The sequence below is a fragment of the Microbacterium profundi genome, from assembly GCF_000763375.1.
Lineage (GTDB): Bacteria > Actinomycetota > Actinomycetes > Actinomycetales > Microbacteriaceae > Microbacterium > Microbacterium profundi.
Genome location: NZ_JPSY01000004.1, coordinates 60902 through 82835, shown reverse-complemented (window position 1 = coordinate 82835; position 21934 = coordinate 60902). Strand labels below are relative to the sequence as shown.

Here is a 21934-nt window from a genome sequence, read left to right as displayed (position 1 = left end):
CTTGGTTCAGGAGTGCGCTCTAGCGCCCCTCGTAGGATGGAGTCGACGGGTTCGTCCCCTAGTTCAGGGCGCGATCGGGGCTGGGCGAGGCGGGAGTTTTTTTGTGGCTGACTGGAAACCTCTGTCGCTGGCTTCATCGCTTTACGCGCCGGCGTCGGTCACCACCCCGGCTCCGGTGATCGGCAAGCTCGAGGAGCTTCCATTCACCTCCCTTTCTTGGGAGAACTTCGAGCGCCTTCAACTACGGATGATGCGAGACGTCGAAGGACTTCGCGAAGCACAGCTCTACGGAGACCGCGGGCAGGCCCAACTCGGACTCGACATCGTTGCACTGGCGCCGGATGGTGCGGGCGTCGCTCTCCAGAGCAAGAACTACAAGCAGTTCGGAAAATCTCAACTCACCGCCGCGATCAAGAAGTTCCGCAATGTGGAGCAGCCGTTCACGGTTCAGCGCCTGATCCTAGGCGTGGCATGCGCCGTCAAGAGCACCGGCGCAGTCGAGGAACTCGCTGTTCAGCGCAAGGAGCTTCACCCAATCGTTCTCGACCTTTGGGATGCGCAGGAACTCTCGGCGCTCCTGCGTAAGCGGCCAGAGATCGTGATCGAGTACTTCGGTATGCCCACCGCCGAGGCCTTCTGTCACGAGTTCAAGATCGACGTCACCCAAGTCCCCACCGCCGATGCTGCCGGGGTGCGCGAGGCAATCGCACGCACCCCAGAGGTCTCCACGGGCGCCCAGGAGCTCTTCGACAAGGCGGCTGAAACGACCGATCCCGAACAGGCGCTTGCGCTCATCGAGAAGGGGCAGGCTGCCCTGCAAAATGCAGGGTTCAAGCCTCATGCGGCGTCTCACGACAAGGAGCGCGTGCGCCTCTTGGCTCTCAACGGACGAGCCGAGGAGGCGGCACGCCACACTCTCGATGAGTTCTGGTCGGCACTCGAGCAAGGCCTCGCGGCAACCGCCCAGATAACGCAGTCACGTCTCGCGGAGCTAACAACTCAGGCCGACATTGCCCCAACAGTAGATGCCTGCCGCAAGGTCACCGAAAGCGCGATCAACCTCTATATGAATCCGCTCGGCTACCTTCCGGACATCAAGGAGCTGCGGCTTGGGGAGCCCGAGGACCAGGTGCGCCTCGCGCTCCTTGCGGGCGAAACAGCTATTGCTAACGACCGCTCCGACTGGCTGAGCAGCGCCGTCCCCACCCTGGCCGAGCTGTCCCGTCTTCCTGGTCTCGATCAAATACGACGCACTCGCCTTCGCCTGATCATCGCCGAGTCGACGCAGGACTGGGCAGAGCTTCTTGCCGATGCTCGAAAGATCACCCACGGATATAGCGTCTCCGGGCTCATCGCCGCTCGCCACGCACGCAGCCTCGCTCGATACGAGAAGTTCAAGGAAGCCGACCTGGCCTGGGATGAGGCCTCCGGCTTTGCGTCGCTTGCCTCGCAGTGGGGCGAAGCATCGACGTGGATCTTCAGCAGGCGTTCCTTCCGCTCACGCTGGAACCCGTTCACAAGCAACGAGCTACTCCCTCTGCAAACCGCTGTCCGGGAAATGGGCACCTCAAGGCCAATCGTGCCGACGGCCCATGACGCCTACGTCGACGCGCTATCAGGACTGAACGAGGGCACCCTGCGATCTGCGGCGATCTCCGCGCAGCGCGCGCTGCGCGATGCGGTCGCGACTAGCGACTTGGTAGAAGAAGAACGCGCGCGGCGCGTGCTTGCCTCGATCCTGATCGATTCTGACGAACCTACCCTCGCCGCTCATCACCTCGCGCAGGTCGGTGCGACAAAACAGATCGACTCACTGGGCAAGTCACTGCCGCTTCAATTCCTTGACATCACGGAAAATCTGGACGCGCCGAACTACTGGACGGTCGGCGCCACCTACCGCCTCATCGCTTCCCAGGCGGATCTCGTGCCGGACACCCTCGTGGACTTCATCGCGGAGCATATCGTTGCGGAGCTCGCAGCAGCCGAGGAAGGTACCCGACCCGATCTGCGCTCCTTTGCCACCTCGCGCTATAACAACGCGATCAAAGCATTGGCGGGTATTGCCGGCCGCATCGCTCTCGAACCGGCGACCGCCGCGTTGGAGCACTTTGAGCGGCAACCGGAGGTGCAGGAAAACCACTACCGGTTCCACGATGACGATGAAGCGCTTGCTGTGGCGAGAATCGCGCTCAGCCATCCGAACCTCGCTCCACGGGCCATCGCCCATCTTGTGCCGCTTCTGGGCAGAGCGCAGGGCGCGCGAAGTGAGACTGCCCACGATGCGATCAGCAAGTACGAGACGCTCGCACGCGACGGACTCACCGTACTCGCCGCAGCACGCAACCACTGGGCACAGGAAACGCTGGCACTCGCCAACCCGACCGACATCGATCCGGCCGTCGCGACCGATGCTTTGGCGCGGCTCACCACACCGCTTGCCCACGTCGCCGGCGTCTACAGCGTCGGCACGAATGCGATCGGCGACTCACTTCTCATCCGTCATCTGCCCTCAGACTCAATCAACACCGCGGTTACCGAACTACTGATTCGCGCAGATGATCCGCACCTTGGCTCGAGCGATCGCGCGGACTATCTAAACGCGGCAGGCAATCTCACACGTCATCTCAATAAAGCCCACCGTTCAAGTCATTTTGAGACTGCCATGCGACTCGCAACCTCGCCCACTCCGTCGAAGTACGACGAACTCAACGGCCAGTACACCCACAAGCTCGGCGGCTTCCGCATGAACGGGATGCCCCAGGGAAGTAGCGGGCAGGCGCTAGCGCTTGCCGCCAGCCTCGCAGGCAACGATAACCAGCGAAGAGAAGTCCGACGCGTGGTCTACGCGCTACTCGGCGAAAAGGCCGATTACTGGCCGACCATCGCGCTGCAACGTCTCGGTGACACGGTGAAAGACGACCTTGCGTTTCTCTCGATGCAAGGATGGGCTATCCGAAGTCTGGTGGCGCTGAAGTGGGTTGAGCACGGCGAACCTGAACACCTCGGCATCCGCTTGGCGCGGGACCCCGACGCGCGCGTCCGTCGAGCACTCGCACGCGCACTCGCGGACCAAGCCAATGGGAATCATGCAGATGTGCGCGCTGTCTTGGCCGACGACCCCGCGTACAGCGTCCGCACGGCCCTCAGCGGCGCAGAGGCCCCCTAGATCCGACACACCGACGCAACCGAGGACCGCCTCGCCCTCATGTCGGCGCCCCCTGCCACTATGGGCAGATGAGCGACGAGCCGACTGACTGGACCGAAGAAGACGACGCGATGGTGACCTACGAGTCGCGCCCCGATTGGCATCCATCACTCTTCGTCGATGTATTTCGTACCGGCCTCGAGATGGAACAAGCGAACGCTGGAGAACTGTTAGGCGGCGCATTCGTCACTCCCGAATCGCTTGGCACCTGGGAAGACTTCTCCCGAGCTCGATCCGTCTTCTCATCAGGTCTCAAGATCAGCACCACAGCGTTATTCGGTATCGGGGCACCGGACGTCGCCTACGTGCGCCTCGTCGAAACCGATGCGCATCTCAACGATGACATCGCCGCCGTCCCCGCAACAATGCACGTGACACTCGTGTGGCGCCCAGAGATCGCGGTCGTGCCAATCAGCAGCTGGCGCATCCACCACCTCGGTGAGGCGATCGAGCCCACTCTCGTGCCGCGCACTGCGGCTGGCTTCGATCCGCGAACGCAGGCCTAGCCTGCAGCACGCTGCGAGCTTGGCGAACTGATTTTGGAACCTGTAGCGGGAGGCTGGGCTACCCGCGACCGCCGCCCATGCTTGCTCCACGTCGGCCCAGTCGTCACCCACAAGCGACTTTGCGTCAGCATCGTTACGCCCGAGTGCGCTGGCCAACTTTGATCGCGTGGCGACGTCGGTGTCCAGAGCATCCCACAGGAGGGTGGTCAGGCCTCGGGTGGCGGGGAATCGACTACTGATCGATAGCCCAGCAACAACAACCCCACCTACAGCTAGCGACGCATCCGCGCTCGCGATCCGCGCTGTTAGGTCGACTGAAATAGCTCCAGCAATGCTTAGGTTCCCTCACCGTTCCGTGAGGTCGCTGTGTCCAGCCGACGATGGATCATGGACAGCGTTCCCAGAACGTCAAGTGCGTCCAGCTCGCTCATCGTCCAGTACAGCTTGGGCTCGTGAGCCACGGGGTTCCGGAAGGCGCTGAACAGACCTTTCGCGAGGTTGGCTATGCCGAGTTGCTCGTCCCGTTCGGTTCGGGTTAGCCCTTCGTTGATCCGGAGTAATGGGCTTGAGCCGGCCATCGACTTCTCGATGAGGCCGTATCCATCGGCATCAACACCGGTCTGAGAACGAATTCGTGCCCCCAGACCCTTGATGGCCTCAAAGACCACTTCGTAGTAATCCTTGCGGAGGAGATCTTCGCGGCAGTACGCAAGCACTTCAGCATGTGCTCCGCGTTGTTCGAGAATCTTGTAGAGCCGCTCAGAGCGAGCCAGCGCCTCAGTGTCAGTAGACGCCCTCTTTGCCGTCGCTACTCGTCCGTCAGCGAGCACTTTGAGGCTCACCAGCGATAGCACCTGATTGAGTTCATCGCGTGCGATGTCTGCGCGGGACTTGCGATCGAGTGTGCGTTCCGGCCGCATTGCCGCCCGCACGAGAGCTACCAGCGCATTCCCATTACCGATCTTTGCTTGATTGCTGGAGACAGCGTGGGCGAGTCGACGCCATTTGGTGTGTCCTTCGCCCGGGTCAGAGCGAAGCGGCACCTCGGCGATGATGCGTGTGAGTTCGGTGCCACTGTAAAGGTCACCGACGATCTTGGCGACACCCTCAATAGTCCCGAGGGGAAAGGCGCTGATCGAGTTGGTCATGTGTGGTTCACGCCCATTTGGCACGAGCCCTTTGCATGACTTTGCGCGCTCCGCTGTGGTTCATTCGCCAGCGGGCAACCGCAAGACTCACGTCGAACACCTGAGCTGCACGCTCATCTGTGGCGTTGGCTCGGGCCAGCCGGAAGGCGCCGTCGTGGGGAATGAGCATCTCGCCAGAGAGCCAGTTGGCTTCCTCCTCCTGCTGGCCGCCGAGCCCGCACTTCCGTTCGTCGGACAGCGAGACACCAAATGAGTGCTCAAGAACAACGTGTGCAAGTTCGTGACACATTGTGGTCCGCCTCCGTGTGAGCGGTTGCGCATCGTTCTCCAGAATCACAGCTCCTGTGCCGTCTGGGATCAACGCGCCTGACAGCGCGCTCCCCTGTTCTTTCAGGAAATGCTCGCGGGCTGCTCCGTCGAGTTCGCTGAGTCGAACGACAGCGATTCCGTACTCCAACGCGAAGGCATACGGGTCGAAGGGCGCGTGCGCGCCGAGGCCTATTTCAGTCCGAAGCTCCAGTGCAAGGCGCTTCGCCTCGGTCTTGAATCCGCGACGCACAGATCATCCCTTCGCCCGAGCGCGTTCAACGGTGAGGCCGATTACTTGCTGTAGGTAGTTGATATCCGTCTCGCTTAGATCCTTGCGGGCCCGGAGAAGGGGCGCGAGCTGCGCCATGAGATCTGGTTCACGCGCGTCGTCGGCATTGCTCTCGCCATCGCGCTCAAAGAAGCCCTCGGCAGGGAGCCTGAGCCATGCAATGATCGTTGCGAATCCGTCGGTGTCAGGTTTCAGTCCGTTGCCGAGCCTTGAGAGCAGCGACGGGCTCACACCGATCTCACCTGCCAGCGTTCGCCACGAGAGCTGGCGTTCTTGGCGGGCAGCGTCGAGCGCCGAGTAGAGCGCGGCCGTGTTGATCGTTGTTTTGGCCATACTCGAGTGTCTCACATGTGCAACACCAAGTCACTCTCGACACGGCTGTGTTAGAATTGAAACACAACATCGAATTTGGAACACGAGGGGGTGAGAGCAATGGCAGGTAAGCGAGGGCGTAGCGCCATCACCGGGCGCTTTGTGAAGCAGTCAACCGTGAAGAGTCACCCCAAGACGACGACCAACGAGAGCACTGGCAAGAGCGGCAAGAAGAAGTAGCCCCCATTCCGAGTCTTCCTCGCACTGTCGGGTGGTGTGAGGAAGACTCGGAACACCGACCCCCTACAATCCGAATCGGAGGAGCCGATGGCTCACCTCAAACAGCAGTTCAAGGATGCGCTGAGTTCCATCGAGCCCAGCGATGACAAGACCAACGCGCCAGAAGCGCATCGGCTGGTCCGCGATGCCCTCGAGGCGGACGCCAAGCTCACCGAGTACGGCGTCTCCCCCGTGTTGATCGGTTCATACAAGCGCAACGTGTCGATCAAACGCATCAAAGATGTCGACGTATTCGTGCGCCTCCCTGACATGCCGAGCGACGTCACATCGAAGGACATCCTCGATAGGTTCTTTGCCGTGTTGCACGCGGAATTCGGCACTGACTCCGACGGGCACCGACGTACCAAGCGTCAAGACCGCAGCCTCCAGGTCTCTTTCCCCGAGTACGACCTCTACGTCGATGCCGTCCCAGCTCGTCCCCATTGGGACGGAGAGACATGGGAGATCCCGCAGAAGGGTGACGAGAACGAGTGGGTACGCACTAACCCTGAGGGACTAACCTCACTGTCCAGCGAGATGAACGCAGCTCACGATGGCTACTACGTACCGACGGTCAAGTTGCTCCGCCAGACCCGGCGCGCCCAACTCGGCAAAAAGAAGCCTGGGGGCTTCTTTTTCGAACTGGCGACCTACCAGGCCTTCGCGTCGGGCGCCGTGTCTGGGAGCGACCAAGCGGAGTATTACGTGTCCGCACTGACCAAGGTAAGCAAGATCATCGAGAATTTCGTGACGTACGGGATCGGTGTGAACGACCCCACCCTGGCTGGTGCGACGATTCACATACGTGCCTCGGACGAGGAACTTGAGGCGGCGCGAACTCGGTTCGCGGATGCAGCCATCTCAGCGGATGATGCCCTGGCAGAGGAGGATGAGGGCAAGGCGGCGCTTGCCTTCCAGAAACTCCTTGGCAAGAACGGCGACGACAAGATGGTGTTCCCGATGCCGCCCGGCTTCAACGAAGACGGCAGCAAGCGCGCGTCCGCAATCCTTGCTGGTGCCCGGGTGGTGCCCGCTGGTACAAGGACTTTCGGGTGAGCCTCACGGTGTACGACGATTACATCGCCTACTCGCGGCAACACTTTGAAGAGGGTCTCATCCGTGGCGGCTTCACCGAAAGCGACGCCGGATGGAGGGGACCCATCTCGCACTCCGGTAGAGCTACGGAGGTGCTCATCACGCTGCGGTCGCGGTTCCCGTTCCAGCCGCCGCGTGTCGTCCCGGTTGAGCTCGATCTTGTGCCCTGGTCCTGGCACCGGGAGCTCAACGGCTCACTGTGCCTGATCGCCGAGGACGATCATGACGGACTGTGGTGGACCGAGGCCAGCGAGTTCGTCGAGCACATCACGGCCTGGTTCGAGCGAGCAGACGCCGGTTGGCCAGACGATCGTCTCGATCTCGACCTCGACCGGTACTTCGACCTGTCCGAGGACGCTCGTGTCTATCTGTACGATGATCTCGAGCAGCACCGAAACGGCTTTGTGCGCTTCCGTCCCGCGAAGAACGACGTCATGCGAATCGGAACAGGCACGCGACCAGCGAAGGTCTCGAAACACAGCAAGGACCGGTTCGGATACGTTGCCGACCTTGGAGAGGTGGTCGCCCCTCCCCGAACGTGGGACGACATTGCGGCGCTGATCGATCCCACAGTAGATCTGGAACGCCGGATTCGCGACCACACAGTTGCCGTTCTCGTTCTTGTTTATCGACGTGGCGCTCACGACGGCGCGATCGCTCTAGACGTCTGGCCGACGACCGCCGGCGGGATCGCCGTCAGACGCCTTCGTTCAGGAGCAGATACCAACGCGGCCAGACAGGCTCGGGCAGGCGTCCTTGCCCTCGCGCTCAGTGATCGCCGTGTCGCTGTCGTTGGTGTCGGCGCACTGGGCTCCTTCGTGGCAGACACGCTCGTGCGATCCGGTGTCCGCCATCTGACTCTTGTTGATGGAGACGTCGTGATGCCGGGCAACCTCGTTCGCCATCTCGTTGGCCCCGAAGCCGTCGGGCTGACGAAGGGCAAAGCTGTAAAGGGTCACCTTGTGGCTCGCGCCGACATCCAGGGTTCCGACATCGAAGTCGTTGATGACAACATCAGTTCCGGCGACGCAGCCGTCGAGCTTCTTCAGAATCACGATCTTGTTGTCAATGCGACTGCTGACTTCGCGACCACGGCACTCCTCCATGTCGCGGCCAAGTCGCTTGGAACACGCGTTCTCTCGGCTGCGCTTCAGAACGATGGTGCCACGTACCGCATCGACGTGTTACCGCCACTCGACGGCGCCACTCCTCACCCGCCCTCGGCGCTCGATGCCGAGCGTTCCACAGCGGATGTGTTCGAAGCCGGATGCGGAAGCCCAATCTCACCAACTCCGCCGTACGCGGTGATTGAAGCGGCTGCAGCAACGGTACGACATGCGCTCGGACTACTGACGAACAGCCCGCTCCATCCGGCGGGAGAGGTGCGAACCATCGCATCAAGCCCACAAGGAGGTGAACTGTGACGCGCTTGCCTGCTCGCATCGAGCTGAGCGGCAATGCTCACGAGACGATCGCCTCCGAGAATGCAAAGCAGCTTCCGCTCGAAACGGGCGGGGTCCTTCTCGGGTACAGGGAGGGACGCAACATCGTTGTTACCCACGCCCTGACTGTCGACGGGCAGGCCGGCACTAATCGCTACGTTCGAGACGACGTCCGGGCGAACGAGCTCCTTGAAGAATTCCTCGCTGGACGAGCAGATGACGATCCGACAGGCTATATCGGCGAATGGCACAGTCATCCCGCCCCCTCGGGGCCGAGTCCGACGGACGTCGCCGCCATGCGTGCAATCGCGAAAAGCAGCGATGGCCCAGTAGCGCTGCTGGTCTATGCGCCTGGCCGAACCGATCCGTTCATCGGACTGGTCGCCCAACGGCACCGCTTGGGTCGCATCACCAGTACCAAAGCGGACGTTTCCTTCCCAGCGTCGAGGTTCGCGCCCTTGGGCCCCTTGCCCGATGGAGCCGTGCGCGGAGACGGTCCGGTCTTCATCTCGTACCGACAGTCAGACGGAACGCCCCATGCCGAATCTCTCGAGGGCCTCCTGAGAGCCGCGGGGCTTGTCGTGTGGAGAGATAACAGCGATCTGCGAGCCGGGACGACTATCGACCGGCTCGAACAGGCGCTCACCAAAGGGCTCTCGGCTGGTGTTCTCGTCGTGACCCCGGAGATCGTCTACAGCGAAATCGTTCGCGAACGCGAGTTGCCTCGCCTACTCGAACTCGACAACGATTCGGCATTCAGCCTGTGTATCGCAAATGCGATTCCCCGGGTTGGGAACGGATCGAAGTGCGACTACGACGGACCCGACCGCCTCCTACGACTCTCACCCGCGCGAACGCTCGCAGACAAGAAGCAAAGCAACATGCTGGCTCCGACCGGTGAAGTAGAAATCGTGCGTGATCTACTCATGCACCGGGTCGAGCAGCGACGACCGAAAATCCGCGAGGAGGGGCGGCCGTTCAGCATCCGTGTCCAGACCCGCCCCACGCCGTTTGCCCTCGAAGCCGACGAAGACGACCTACACATCCGCATCAAGTCATCCGACAACGGACGTTTTCCTTCCCGCGATGGGCTTGAACACCTCAAGACGACTCTCCCGCTCACTGGAGACGCCGTGTACGCCTCCGGCGCGAAAACTGCACGGATCTCCGGCGGGGCACACCTCTCGGTTGCCCTTGCTATCGGAGCAGCCCTTCCTGAAACCAAGATCGGCAACGTCGAGGTGCTCGATGCTCGCGATCAGATCTGGACATCTGTCACCCCCGAAGACGATCCGATGATCACCCAAGTCCACAGCACGCGTCTCACTCTTCCGGGACCCCGTCAACCTGAGGTCCCAGATCGTGCCGCGATCTTCATCAGTCTGACGCCCGCTCCCGACGAGACAGCCTTTGAACGTCTCTTGCATGATTCAACCGAACCGTTCACGACAGCAGCCGTGATCTCAGTTACCGGTTCAGATCGGATCGATTCTAGAGAGGCAGGACGGCTCAGCGCTGCCATCGCGCGGCAGATCAAACAACTAGCCGCCGCCAACGGTCGTGCAGAGGTGCATCTTGCGTTCCACGGTCCTTATCCGATGGCCATCCTCATCGGGCGTTATCTCAACACCCTCCGCACGGTGGTCTATGAGTGGGAGAACAGCGATACGAGTGATTCACGCTATTCGCCAGCCCTGATCCTCGAACCTGGCATCGCCGGAGGGCCAATCACAGACGTAGTCGTCTTAGAAGAACAAAGCGAGTGCTGAGTCAAGAGCATCCCAACTTTCCCAGTCTCGTCTCGGGCTCCTGACACACCCGTCACAAAATCATGGTGCAGATCGCGGCGCTAGAGCTTGTATATGGGGATGAAGGCCGCGAGCGGCTTGGGGTCACGATTGACGTCGTACGCACGGAGAAGTTCAATGTACGGCTTCTTGTCGATCGACCAGTTGTACATCTCGACGTCCTCTGACTCCTGAGCAGCGAGGAACGTCAGATCTGCATACAGGCGGGTGCTCCGGCCGTTCCCATCAGTGAATGGGTGGATCCGCACGCACTCAGCATGCACAGCGACACCGAGTTCGCGCGGTGTCCAGTCCTCGGTGTGATCCCATCGATACCGGATGGTTTCGATAGAGGTCCGTAACTCGAGCGCGATGTAGGCAGGGTCGACTCCGAGATTGAAGAGATGACGCCGGTGCGTCCCTGCCCAGATCCAGATATCCCCGTACAGTCTCTGGTGCAGTTCTCGCAGGAAGCGATCTGAGAGCAGTTCGTCAAGCCCGAGTCGGTCTTCGAGGACGTCGGTGATGAGCTGCTCCGTCACCTCGGCTTCAACGGCCTGTTCGAGGTCGTAGACGGCCGCTTTCGTGATCGGTTCTTCAAGGGCTTCGCGAGCCGCCGGAGTCAGGGCATCCAGCTCATCGAACGGGAGCGGAGTCTCGCCGTAACCCGGATCGAGCGTCACTTCTGCGTGCTACGGGCCACGACAAAGCGTCCGATCTTTGCCGACCGAACATAGTTTGCCGGCACGGTTCGTCGTTCCAGCGACGCTGACTCACGTGTGGAGCGTACGGCGGCACGCTTAACAGCGGCCTGGTCGATCGCCTTGCGCTTCATCGCCGTCCTCCTTCATGCATTTCGTATGCCAGCACTCAACTTTACCGCACCATTCTGGGGCCTTCTAGGCAAACCGACAGGCGGGAATCGGTCAGGAATCCACCGATGGCAGTGCGCCTCCCAACTCATTACATGTGGCAGGTATCTGTCACAAGCTGGGAGGCTGAGGTTGCACGGCCGATCAAACAATCGATCACGCCCGCACGATCAGCTCGCCTCGCTGAGCCCCTGCTCCGCCGCGAGGGGGTTCACCGTCTCGTTGCGGCAGATGTGGTGCTCGCGGATGACGACTGGGTCAGCGTGTTCGAGGAGTTCCGAGGCAAGTTGGAGTCCGCCGACCTCGTTGATCGCTGTGGCGGCTGCATGACAGTGTCTCGTACAGAAGGACGGGGAATACTTACATTGATGAGGCGAGATCCTTGATCGGATGATCACTCGCCCACCCGCTCTCCCGCCGCCCGGAACTCGCCTCCACCTCGACACGCTGAAACGCGGATCTCGATTTCGTGCCAGAGTCCGCTGGACTGCCCCGTCATCGCGCGAGCGCCGGAGTCGCTCGGTCACGGTTGACGATGAGGTCGGCGCCCGGGAGTTCTTCGAACTCATGCGAGCGAGTTCGATTCATAAGATCGATCCGTTCATCAGTTTGAGCGACTACGCACTCTCGATCGGAGGCCGGTTCCTCCGCGGCGTCGACCCGACCTCGACCGCTGCCGGATATCGTGCCGGGCTCCATCTCCGGGTCCTGCCTGCCCTCGGGCATCTGCGCATTCACGACATCACGACCGGGCTCGTAGATCGAACCATCGACCTTTGGGAGAGCGAGCACTCTCGCTCCACGCTCAAGGGCACGATCGCCGCGCTGACACGAATGCTCGATGAAGCGGTGCGCGATAATCTCATCGCTCGCAATCCCATGCGCGACCGCGCCGACAGACGCTACCACCAGAACACGGAGCTTCAGCGTGCAAGTCCCGTTCCCTCGCCCGATGAGGTTGCATGGATCGCTGAGGCCTGCGCTGCGATCCACCAGAGCTACGGCGACCACGTCATGCTCAGTGCATTCCTTGCCGCACGCACGTCAGAAGTCGCCGGGCTCGTTGTTGGCGACGTCGATTGGACGAGCAAGCTAGTCACAATCGAGCGCCAGTGCTTTCCCGGCGCCGGCGGCCTCAGCATCAAGCCGCCAAAGGGGCGTCGAGTTCGCCGCGTTCCGATCATCGAGCCACTCGAGCCAGTGCTGCGCAGGCTCACGGCGCAACGGGCGCGCAACCTGCCGCTGTTGCGTGGACCGCGCGGCGGCGTCATCACCACCGCAGCGTTGCGTGATGCAACCGGCTGGGATCAGATGATTGCATCACTCGGGTTTCCGGGATTGCGCCGTCACGACCTTCGGCACGCGGGTGCAACCTGGTTCGCAAACGCGGGGATCCCGATCCACGTCGTGAGCGACATCCTCGGGCATGCATCGGTCGAGACGACTCGTGCGTACCTGCACACTGACAACACAGCGTTGCAGAACGCTGCGGCACGGATGAATGAGCGCCTTCGGGAGGCGGGATGAGCAGCTAGGTGCGCGGGTCAGAATCGGGTGGCGTGGCGCGCGGCGTTGACTCTGGCATCGCGCGCTGACGGTCGCGAACGGGAACGGGCGGGCCGTTGCGGTGTGAGAGCGTGCGGGATCGCACGGCGAGGGGCTCGTGGCGACTGTCGGTGCGTGCTGTGACGCCCAGGGACCCCTGGGGAGGCCTATGCGGGCGCCAGCCCGGCGGCTGTAGCGACGCGGAGCTTGCGGAGGTTGTGGCAGATCGTGTGGAGTAGCCATTCGCCTTGGGCGCCGGCGAGTCCGCGTAGCCGGAGCTGTCCGGCGTTTTGCCGGGTCTTCATCTGCCCGAACGCGGGTTCAACGATGGCTTTGCGGCGCGCGTAGTCGGTGCGGCCCTGCTCGGTGCGCAGCGCGTGCGCCATCCGCTCCCGCCGGCTCGCGTCCTCTGGGGCCGGGTCCGGGGCGCCGGCGGTAGGGAAGCTCTCGCCGTGACGTTGCCGTCCCGTCGCGATCAACACCTGTGCGTCCAGATCGTCGGCGGCTTCGAGGTTAGCTTCCGAGCAGTAGCCCGCGTCAGCGAGGACGACCTCTGGGGAACGCTCGATTCCTGCCGCATCGAGGTTCCGTAGGGTCTGCTCGGCCATCGGGACGAACTGCTGGATATCGGTGGCCTGCTGGGTGACCTCGGCGCTCAGCACGATCTGGTGGCCCTCATCGACCACGGCCTGCGCGTTGAACGCGTAATCGAAGCCGCGGACCGTCTTCATCATCCGCGCCTCAGGATCGGTGAAATTGCGTTGCGCTTTCGGCTTCGGCGCCGCCGTGTCCACTGCAGTCGCGACGGCCGCGTCGGCCTGCTCAGGGGGCTGACCGGCGGCGTCGGCCTTCTTCCGCGCTACGGCTGCCGCCTTCTCGGCGGCGTCGGCCTCGATCGCGTCCTTCGCGGCACGTAGTTTTACCAGGCGCCCCTCACGGCGGGCCAGCTCCGGGGCGACCTCGTCCCCGCGCCGGTCCTGGCCGAACTGCTGATCCTCGGCCTCATCGACCGCCTCCGCCTCGGCGAGCAGCGCAGCGACCTCGGCTTGGAGCTGATCGATCTTCGGCACGATCCGGTCATAGCTCATCGCCTTATGCCGCGACGCGTTCGCAGCCAGCTTCGTGCCATCCAGCGCGACCCGCCCCAACCGCACCAGCCCCGCCTCCGCGCAGACCCGCAGCACCTGCAGGAACAACCCCGGCAGGGCATCCAGGTGACGCCGACGAAACCGGGCCAGCGACCGGTAGTCGGGCGCCTGGTTGCCCGACAGCCACCGGAAGGCGATATCGCGCTTGCAGCGCCGCTCCAACTCACGAGACGAGGTCACGCCCGTCGCGTACGCGAACAGCAGCAGCTTCAACATCATCCGCGGGTCATACGGAGGCGCACCCGAGGCGGACGCGTACGACGCGTAGACCGGCGTCAGATCCAAGAGCTCTTCGACGACCTCGGAGATGAACCGGGCCTCATCATCCTCGTCCAGCCAGTCATCCAGACTCGGCGGGAGCAGGAAACACTGCCCCTGGTCATACCCACGGAACTTCTTGCCCCCCCCCGCCGGTGCAGCCGATCCCGGCGCCCGCGCCTCACCCGGCTCGACCTCGAACAGACCCTCCAGGCTGGCAGTCACCGTCATGAATCGATTCTCCCAGCACCCCGCGCTATCCACCGGATTCACCCCGGCGCGTTAACGGAAGGATCTGACCCACGCACCTAGAAACGCCTGAACCCCTTGACTATGTCGAGTCAAGGGGTTCAGTGGGTACGATCTTGGGTACAAGACCGGCGCGAACGCCGATCTTACGACCTCTTGAAAATACCTTCTGATCGGGCATTTCTCTCTGGTCGGGCTGACAGGATTTGAACCTGCGACCCCTTGACCCCCAGGCGTCCAAACTAATCGGTCCGGACCGCTTTCCGCATGACTCCGGTTGCTAGATCATGCGGAGCACATCACGAGATGCATGATTTGCATGATTCTGGTCCCCTTTTGGTCCCCGAAACCTCCTCAGGCTCTCGTTCGTGCCTTCGCACGAGCAAGTACCCGCAGCTGGGCCGCGATCTCGTCGTACAGCGTGTTGTGAGTCTCGACCTTGGTCTCCATGGGCACAACTAGATGTACGGGTCTGCTGTCGGGCGCCACCGGGACACCCTGGGCGAGTTATATCTTGCTTGCTGGCTGGCGCGACTGGGTCAAGCACGCCGGCGAATCCTGTCACGCCAATGGGTGCCGATCACCGTTCAGCCGACCAGTAGCCGATTGCGGCTTTACGGTCGGGTTTTGATCTGCGAGTGTTGGGATGGGTCTTGCTCTCGTTCGCGCCGCTGGCGCCGAGGAAGTGCGCCACTCCTCGGAAGGCAGCAGCAATGAATCAGAGCACGAGACTGCGGGGCCATGGGTCGGGCTGGGTGAGTTGCGCTGACCAATCAGTGCTCGCTCGAGGATCAGCATGATGCTGCTCGCACGACGCCAAGGCCTCGGGCACGGGCGGACTTCGAGTGGTCGATGGCAATGACAGCTGGTGCGGGCGATGCCCGAGGGCTGAACCGGCGACCGTCGCCGCTGCGAATGTTGTGGATCACCGCGGCACTGAGCGTCTGCTTCCTCGGTATCCAGTGGGGGTTGCGGGACGCGCCGCTGTTGTGGTTTGCCGCGCTGCGGGCGCTTCTCGGCGGCGGTGCGCTAGCGGTCGTCGCCGTCTTTCAGCGGCGACCCTGGCCTACTTCAGTCGGAGCTTGGGGAAAGATCACTCTACTCGGGGTGGTCAACGTGAGCCTGGCCTTCGCCGCAATGTTTGCCGGAGTTGCCGGGTTGGCCACCGGGATCGCAGCGGTGCTATCTAATGCCCAGCCGTTGCTGATCCTGTTGCCCGCGTGGTTACTGTTCGGAGAACGAATTACTGCACGAACCGGTGTGGCACTGGGGGTCGGTTTTATCGGGCTGCTGGTTGTGTCGGTACCCGGCGGCGGCGGCTCAGGGGCCCTACTTTCGCTACTCGCCGCCGCCGCGGTCACGGCGGGCACACTCATGGTGCGGAGCATGACTGGATTCGATGTCGTCGTGCTCAGTGCCGCCCACTTCCTGATCGGCGGTCTCCTGCTGGCCGGTGCAGCCCTGATACTCGAAGGACCGCCGACGATCGACTGGACACCCCGATTCGTGATCGTGCTCGGGTTTCTGGGTCTGGTGGCAACCGCGGCGACCACGCTGGCCTGGTTCGTGGAGGCGCAACGGACACCGCTGGCCTCCCTGACCGTGTGGATGTTCCTGATCCCCATCTTCGGGCTGCTGATCGGCGTGATCCTGCTCGGCGAGCGACCTGCCGGTTGGACCTGGCTAGGTGTCTCATTGGTGCTGGTAAGCACGTGGGTCGCCGTGACCAAGCAGCGAATACCCGGCGCTGGCCCGCCTGGACACCTCTCAGCAGGACCCCCACCAGACATACCTTCCGACGGCAGCACATAGTCCAGAACACCGCATTGAAGTGCACACAACTTGGGCGGAGCATTCACCATGAACCCGCTACGTCGGAGACGAAGGGGCGCACTCGCACGGCGGCGCCGGGTGAAGGTCGGGTGCGTGGTGTGGCTGGGATGGACGAGGAGCATATGCACGGCATCGGCATTCTGGCTCAGGTCTCACCGGTGCACCGCGTCGCACCACAGCCGCCTCATGCACTTCGTGCCCGAAGCGGCTGAATAGCATGGCCGGGTTGCGGAGTACGAGCCGCGTGAGGCAAGCACGGCGAAATCAGGATTGGTTCGGGCCTATGGTGAAGTCCTCCCCGCGCCGTCGATCGCTGCGCCCGGTCTTGCAGATCAACCCGACGCTTCGCCGGAGATTTATGTTCACCCCGCCTCACCCCCTGGTCGAGTTCGGACACGAATCGTTGTGTGCCCTTTTTGTGACCGAACTAGAAATTACCGGTGCATCGATTTCGGTGTCGGGTCGGCATGGTCGTCAATCTACGGTCTGCGCAAGCGGGCCACTGGCCGCGCGATTAGATGCCCTTCACTTCGAGTTGGGGGAAGGCCCTCGGTGGGAGGTGCTCGCTTCGCGGACAGCTGTCCTCTATCCCGATTTAGCCTGCGTGACTGACTGCCGCTGTCCGATCTTCCTGGGGGCAGCTCGCGGACTTGGCGTCGAATCTATGTTCTCCCTCCCCATGCTGATGGGTGCAGCTTTGGTGGGTGTTGTCGACCTCTATAGCACCTCACCTCGCACGGCCGATCGAGAATTCATCTCCCACGGGACACGGCTGACAGCGTTCGTGGCCGGGTCGGCGGTGCAGAATGCCCTCCATTCCGCTGAGAACCACAGCTCCCTCGAATCCATCCTGTCTCCCGCCCTTCGCCGTGAGGTCCATCAAGCGACTGGGATGATTATTTCTCAACTAGGTGTCACTGCTACGGAGGCCTTCGCCCGGCTCCAGGCACACGCGTTTAGCAGTGGGAAGACGATCCAAGAAGTCGCGCACTACGTCGTCGCTCGGGCGCTCGTGCTCCCTGACGACTCAGAGTAGCGTTCAACTAACAGAAGGCAGGACCAGATGGACGGTACCTCTCGAGAAACACAGATCAACAACGCTTTCGTGACTGTCGCGGACACTCTCACGTCCGACTATGACATGGTCGATCTGCTTCACACCCTTGTCCAACAGTGCACTGAGATCCTGCAGATGGAGGCTGGCGGGCTCATGCTCGTTGACGGAGCGGACGAACTGCAATTGATGACCTCAACCAGCGAAGCAGCAGAACTCGTCGAAGTCATGCAACTCGCCGCGGCTGCTGGCCCATGCATCGACTGTTTCCGAACCGGCGCCTCCGTCTCTGTCAAGAACATCTCCGAATCCAAACCCTGGCCAGCGTTTCGAAAGGCAGCCCTCGAACAGGGTTTCCGCTCCGCTCTTGCAACACCAATGAAACTGCGCGGCAAGGTTATCGGGACGATGAATCTCTTCGGTGCAAGATCCGAAGAAGTCAGCGCTCGCGACGCTGCAGTGGCTCAAGCGCTCGCCGATGTGGCAACGATCGGCATCCTTCAAGAGCGCGTGATTCAGACGGGCCACCTGATGGAGGAGCAGCTACACCGCGCCCTCGACAGTCGGATACTCATCGAGCAGGCAAAGGGTGTGATCGCCAACGAGTTGTCGCTCAGCATGAATGAAGCCTTCGCGCTGCTCAGAAAATACGCTCGAGACCGCAATCTGACGATCAGGGCCGTTTCCGGGCGGGTCAGCAATCGCGAAGTGACGGTCCATCAGATCGCCGCCAGCGCAGGAAGATGATATGTCGCAGCACTCCTTTTCGGTTCCGCTAGGAGAACCACCCCAACAGGGTTACAGTTTCAGATAGTTGCTCTAATCCTTGGCAGCGGATATCTTTCCGCTTTCGACTAAGGATCGCGATGAACTTCATCGGAAGTACACCCGTAGGTTGTGGTGTTGAAAGCTACGGCCTCATCAACGTCTTTGACTTCGAGCCGGTACCGCACGCCGGTCGGACTCAAGCCCGGACTCGCATCCGACGGCGTCCCATGAACGACCTGCCTGACGGGCTTGACCTCTCCGACACCAGCTCAGGCGGCATCGCTTCGTCGTTGACCTCCACAGGGTTCCTGTCATTCCATCAACAGCCGAGCACCACCAGAAACGAGACACCGCCCATGACGACAGCGACCAATCCGCGCACCTTCATCGGAGTCACTTCGCGCTTGGCTGTTCCCAAACAGAATTCGCTATCTCCCAAGATTGGGCCGGCCAACTGATGAGTTTCCTCAACGACCTCTTCACAGCCCAGCCACTGCTGGCTCTCTTCATCACGATCGCTCTGGGCTACCTGATAGGCAAAATCAGGATCGGCAGCTTCGTTCTCGGTGGGATTGCTGGGACGCTGCTGATAGGTGTTGTGATCGGCCAGATCGGAGTGACGATCGATCCCGGCATCAAGACGATATTTTTCGCCCTGTTTATCTATGCTGTCGGTTTTCAGGGAGGACCTCAGTTCTTCCACGCTCTGAATCGTCGCTCCCTCAACCAACTGGTATCGGCGTTCGTGATGACCTTTGTCGGGCTCATCACCGTGCTGCTGGGGGCGTGGGCGTTCGGACTTGACCGAGGGATGGCGGCGGGGCTCGCCAGCGGCGGGCTGACGCAGTCAGCTATCCTCGGCACCGCTGGCGACGCGATAGCGAACCTCGGGTTGTCTGACGCAGTGACCAAAACGATGCAGACAAACGTTGCCGTCGGATACGCCGTCACCTACATCTTCGGGTCGCTCGGCCCCATCATTCTCGTGACCTGGTTTCTTCCGGCGATCAAGCGGTGGGATGTCCGCGCTGAAGCCGTCAAGCTGGCCGCAACAATGTCCGGCGGCAACGCCGAACTAGACCCGGGACAGTTCAATGCCGTACGGCCCGTGGTGACGCGATTCTTCGTCATGGATACAGCACGAGGATCGAACGGTATGAGTGTGCTGAAACTGGATGGCGCACTATCGGATGCCGCTGTTGAAGCCGTCGTCCGCGCAGGCAAATCTCTGTCTTTCAGCGGTGACACTACGCTGCGGAGCGAGGACGTAATTGCCGTCTCCGGAACACCAGAAGCGATAGTTGCGGGCGCGACCCTACTCGGAACCGAAGTGCCAGCGCCTGCCGGATTCCGGTTAGTCGAGGAGTCCCGAGAGATCATCCTGACAAATAAGGCGCTGACGTCCCGACCTCTTAGCGAAATACATGAGCACGTCAGTGTGGATACTCGTCATGGGGTCTACCTGACCAACGCGAAGCGCATGGGCATCGACCTACCGCTACTCGGCGATCTCACCTTCAATCGAGGCGACGAGCTTCACTTCGTCGGCCGCCCTACCGATCTTGATCGGGTGCAGTCGAAGATTGGTTACAAGATCGGGGCTGCCGCAGTCGCCGACTTCGTTTTCTTCGGTATCGGCTTGACGATTGGTCTGCTGATTGGCCTGATCTCCTTCAGGCTGTGGGGCGTGCCCATCTCGCTGGGAAGTGGCGTCGGAGCGCTCATTTCTGGCCTCCTGTTCGGATGGTTGCGCAGCGTACACCCGCGCTACGCCGCCCTCCCCCTCGGAGCATCCAACTTCCTGCGAGACTTCGGTCTCGCCGTGTTCGTGGGAGTTGTGGGACTCACCGCTGGGCCACAGGCTCTCGTGGCAATCCAGCAAAACGGGATTACGTTATTCCTGCTCGGGGTTGGAGTCACCCTCATTCCGCCGATCCTGACCTTCTTCTTCTCCTATTACGTGCTTCGAATCCGCAATCCAATCGAAGCTTTGGCAACTGTCGCCGGAGGTCGCAGCTCGAACCCAGCCTTTGCCGCTCTCCTGGAGAAGGCCGGAAACTCCACCCCGGTGGTCTCCTTCACGATCACATACGCCGTTGCCAACGTGTTCCTCACTCTCTGGGGCCCCGTAATCGTTGGCCTCGTCACCACAAATGCCACCGCATAATCAGTCATAGAAGAGGATCACGATGTCCACGCAGGACTATTCCAGCTTCACCAATCTCAGCCCGTTCGAATTGAAAGACAAACTCATCGCGGTCGCCTCCTCTGATCCCCAACGACTAATGCTCAACGCGGGCCGAGGCAATCCCAACTTCCTGGCCACCCTTCCTCGATGGGCATTCCTCACGCTGGGCGAGTTCGCCATGCGCGAATCTGAAAGGTCGTACTCCTACCTCGACAGCGGCTTCGGCGGGCTGCCCGAAGTGGAAGGCATCGTGCAACGCTTCGAGGCATTCGCAGCCCACCAAGATCACAGCCAGGGGATCACGTTCTTACGATCCGCACTCTCATATGTAAAGGACCAGCTCGGACTCGACCGCGACGAATTTCTGTTCGAGATGGTTGGAGCCTTTCTGGGCTGCACCTACCCAACTCCACCGCGGATGCTACGCCACGTTGAGCACATCGTCGGGGCATATCTGGCTCAGGAGATGTTCGGACCGATCACGTCAGCTGGAGAATTCTCCGTCTTCGCCACCGAGGGCGGAACAGCAGCGATGGCCTACATCTTCCACAGCCTCTCGGTCAATCGGCTCATCCATCCTGGGGAAAAAATCGCCATCGCCACGCCGATCTTCTCCCCATACCTGGAGATTCCGGTTCTGGCGGAATATGGCCTCGATATTGTCGACATCCGAATGGATCGAACCGACGACTGGCAACTTCCACAAAGCGAGATCGACAAGCTCCTCGACCCCGCGGTCACGGTGTTCTGTATCGTGAACCCGAGCAACCCACCGTCGGCAAAGCTCTCCACGGCCGTGCTCGATCAACTCACAGAGCTCGTGACGAACCAGCGGCCTGATCTCATCATCGTCACAGACGACGTGTACGGCACCTTTGCCGATGACTTTGTCTCGCTGTTTGCCGTCTTGCCTCGCAATACCCTCCTCGTATATTCGTTCTCTAAGTTCTTTGGTGCCACCGGTTGGCGGCTGGGTGTCATCGCTTTGCACAACGAGAACGTCATCGACGAACGACTGGCGGCCTACGAAGAAAGCGAGAAGGCTGCTCTGGATGCTCGGTATTCGTCGTTGACGGAAGAGCCCCGAGCACTAGCGTTCGTCGATCGCCTCGTCGCAGACAGTCGGGCTGTCGCCCTCAACCACACCGCAGGACTGTCCACGCCACAGCAATCCCAGATGGCCCTTTTAGCCCTGAACGGCCTGATGGACAGGCTCGGCCACTACAAAACTGCGGCCAAGCAGCTCATTCGTCAGCGGTTCCAGACGCTCTACCGCAGCATGGGTGTAACCGCAGAGTTCGAGCCTAACGATGTGAACTACTACAGTCTGATCGATCTGCAGGAGCTCGGAGGAAAACTCTACGGCGCCGACTTCGAGGCCTGGTTTATCAGCCAGGATCTGGGAACCGAGTTTCTCTTCCGCCTTGCCGACGAGACCGGAGTCGTGCTGCTTCCCGGGAAAGGATTCGAAGTAGTGGATACCTCCGCTCGAGTCTCACTTGCCAACCTCACCGAGTTCGAATATCGCGCAATCGGCGCAGCTACGCGACGTATCGTGGACGAGTATCACGATGCTTTTATTGGCGGGACCACTGCACGGCTGTAACCACACTGTCCGCCCTCCCCTCTCCGTCCCGGAAGGGAAAA

17 protein-coding genes are annotated in these 21934 nt (G+C 61.5%); 12 read left to right on the top strand and 5 right to left on the bottom strand.

The annotated features are described in order from the left end of the window. Positions 1–103: 103 nt before the first annotated feature. Positions 104–3166, top strand: coding sequence for a hypothetical protein (locus JF52_RS0115125; protein WP_033107439.1), 3063 nt, complete (start codon positions 104–106; stop codon positions 3164–3166). A 68-nt stretch (positions 3167–3234) separates the two neighbouring features. Further along, positions 3235–3711, top strand: a complete 477-nt coding sequence (locus JF52_RS0115120; protein ID WP_033107438.1) for a hypothetical protein — start codon at positions 3235–3237, stop codon at positions 3709–3711. A gap of 335 nt (positions 3712–4046) precedes the next feature. On the opposite strand, the gene JF52_RS0115115 is transcribed toward JF52_RS0115120, so the two are convergent. From JF52_RS0115115 to JF52_RS0115105, 3 genes are read right to left on the bottom strand one after another with little or no spacing between them, the layout of a single operon-like run. Next, the gene (locus JF52_RS0115115) at positions 4047–4859 is read right to left on the bottom strand and encodes a TIGR02391 family protein (RefSeq protein ID WP_033107437.1); all 813 of its coding nucleotides are present in this window, start codon (positions 4857–4859) and stop codon (positions 4047–4049) included. A 7-nt stretch (positions 4860–4866) separates the two neighbouring features. Further along, a complete protein-coding gene (locus tag JF52_RS0115110) occupies positions 4867–5418 on the bottom strand; it encodes an ImmA/IrrE family metallo-endopeptidase (protein ID WP_033107436.1) in 552 nt (183 codons plus the stop codon). A gap of 3 nt (positions 5419–5421) precedes the next feature. Then, positions 5422–5790 (bottom strand): helix-turn-helix domain-containing protein, encoded by a 369-nt coding sequence (locus tag JF52_RS0115105; protein ID WP_033107435.1) that lies wholly within the window; start codon positions 5788–5790, stop codon positions 5422–5424. Between the two features lie 306 nt (positions 5791–6096). On the opposite strand from JF52_RS0115105, the gene JF52_RS0115100 reads away from it, so the two are divergent. The 3 genes from JF52_RS0115100 to JF52_RS0115090 are packed head-to-tail and all read left to right on the top strand — an operon-like array spanning position 6097 to position 10354. After that, complete coding sequence (locus JF52_RS0115100) at positions 6097–7104, top strand: nucleotidyltransferase domain-containing protein (RefSeq protein WP_033107434.1); 1008 nt, start codon at positions 6097–6099, stop codon at positions 7102–7104. Next, entirely contained in the window at positions 7101–8567 is a 1467-nt protein-coding gene (locus tag JF52_RS0115095) for a ThiF family adenylyltransferase (RefSeq protein ID WP_033107433.1), read from the top strand. The genes JF52_RS0115100 and JF52_RS0115095 overlap by 4 nt, the downstream gene beginning before the upstream one ends. Further along, positions 8564–10354, top strand: a complete 1791-nt coding sequence (locus JF52_RS0115090; RefSeq protein ID WP_033107432.1) for an SAVED domain-containing protein — start codon at positions 8564–8566, stop codon at positions 10352–10354. Before JF52_RS0115095 ends, JF52_RS0115090 begins: the two co-directional genes overlap by 4 nt. An 80-nt stretch (positions 10355–10434) precedes the next feature. On the opposite strand, the gene JF52_RS0115085 is transcribed toward JF52_RS0115090, so the two are convergent. Continuing rightward, a complete protein-coding gene (locus tag JF52_RS0115085; RefSeq protein WP_033107431.1) occupies positions 10435–11055 on the bottom strand; it encodes a Fic family protein in 621 nt (206 codons plus the stop codon). A gap of 1023 nt (positions 11056–12078) precedes the next feature. On the opposite strand from JF52_RS0115085, the gene JF52_RS17895 reads away from it, so the two are divergent. Beyond that, positions 12079–12771: a tyrosine-type recombinase/integrase gene (locus tag JF52_RS17895; protein ID WP_234001664.1), complete on the top strand. Its 693-nt coding sequence runs from the start codon at positions 12079–12081 to the stop codon at positions 12769–12771. A 185-nt stretch (positions 12772–12956) separates the two neighbouring features. Here the strand turns inward: JF52_RS17895 and JF52_RS0115075 are convergent, their stop codons facing one another. Further along, positions 12957–14426, bottom strand: coding sequence for an IS1182 family transposase (locus JF52_RS0115075; RefSeq protein ID WP_033107429.1), 1470 nt, complete (start codon positions 14424–14426; stop codon positions 12957–12959). A gap of 870 nt (positions 14427–15296) precedes the next feature. On the opposite strand from JF52_RS0115075, the gene JF52_RS0115070 reads away from it, so the two are divergent. From JF52_RS0115070 to JF52_RS0115050, 6 genes are all read left to right on the top strand, one after another. After that, positions 15297–16256, top strand: a complete 960-nt coding sequence (locus JF52_RS0115070; protein ID WP_200881039.1) for a DMT family transporter — start codon at positions 15297–15299, stop codon at positions 16254–16256. Between the two features lie 238 nt (positions 16257–16494). Then, positions 16495–17313 carry a GAF and ANTAR domain-containing protein gene (locus JF52_RS18055; RefSeq protein WP_084595901.1) on the top strand — a complete coding sequence of 273 codons (819 nt, stop codon included), beginning with the start codon at positions 16495–16497 and terminating at the stop codon, positions 17311–17313. Positions 17314–17340: 27 nt separating this feature from the next. Then, positions 17341–18078, top strand: a complete 738-nt coding sequence (locus JF52_RS0115060; protein ID WP_033107428.1) for a GAF and ANTAR domain-containing protein — start codon at positions 17341–17343, stop codon at positions 18076–18078. Between the two features lie 119 nt (positions 18079–18197). Next, on the top strand, positions 18198–18557 hold the full coding sequence (locus tag JF52_RS17365; protein WP_152594918.1) for a hypothetical protein: 360 nt from the start codon (positions 18198–18200) through the stop codon (positions 18555–18557). Continuing rightward, entirely contained in the window at positions 18557–20266 is a 1710-nt protein-coding gene (aspT, locus tag JF52_RS0115055) for an aspartate-alanine antiporter (RefSeq protein WP_033107427.1), read from the top strand. The genes JF52_RS17365 and aspT overlap by 1 nt, the downstream gene beginning before the upstream one ends. Positions 20267–20288: 22 nt before the next feature. Then, complete coding sequence (locus JF52_RS0115050) at positions 20289–21893, top strand: bifunctional aspartate transaminase/aspartate 4-decarboxylase (RefSeq protein ID WP_033107426.1); 1605 nt, start codon at positions 20289–20291, stop codon at positions 21891–21893. Positions 21894–21934: the final 41 nt, after the last annotated feature.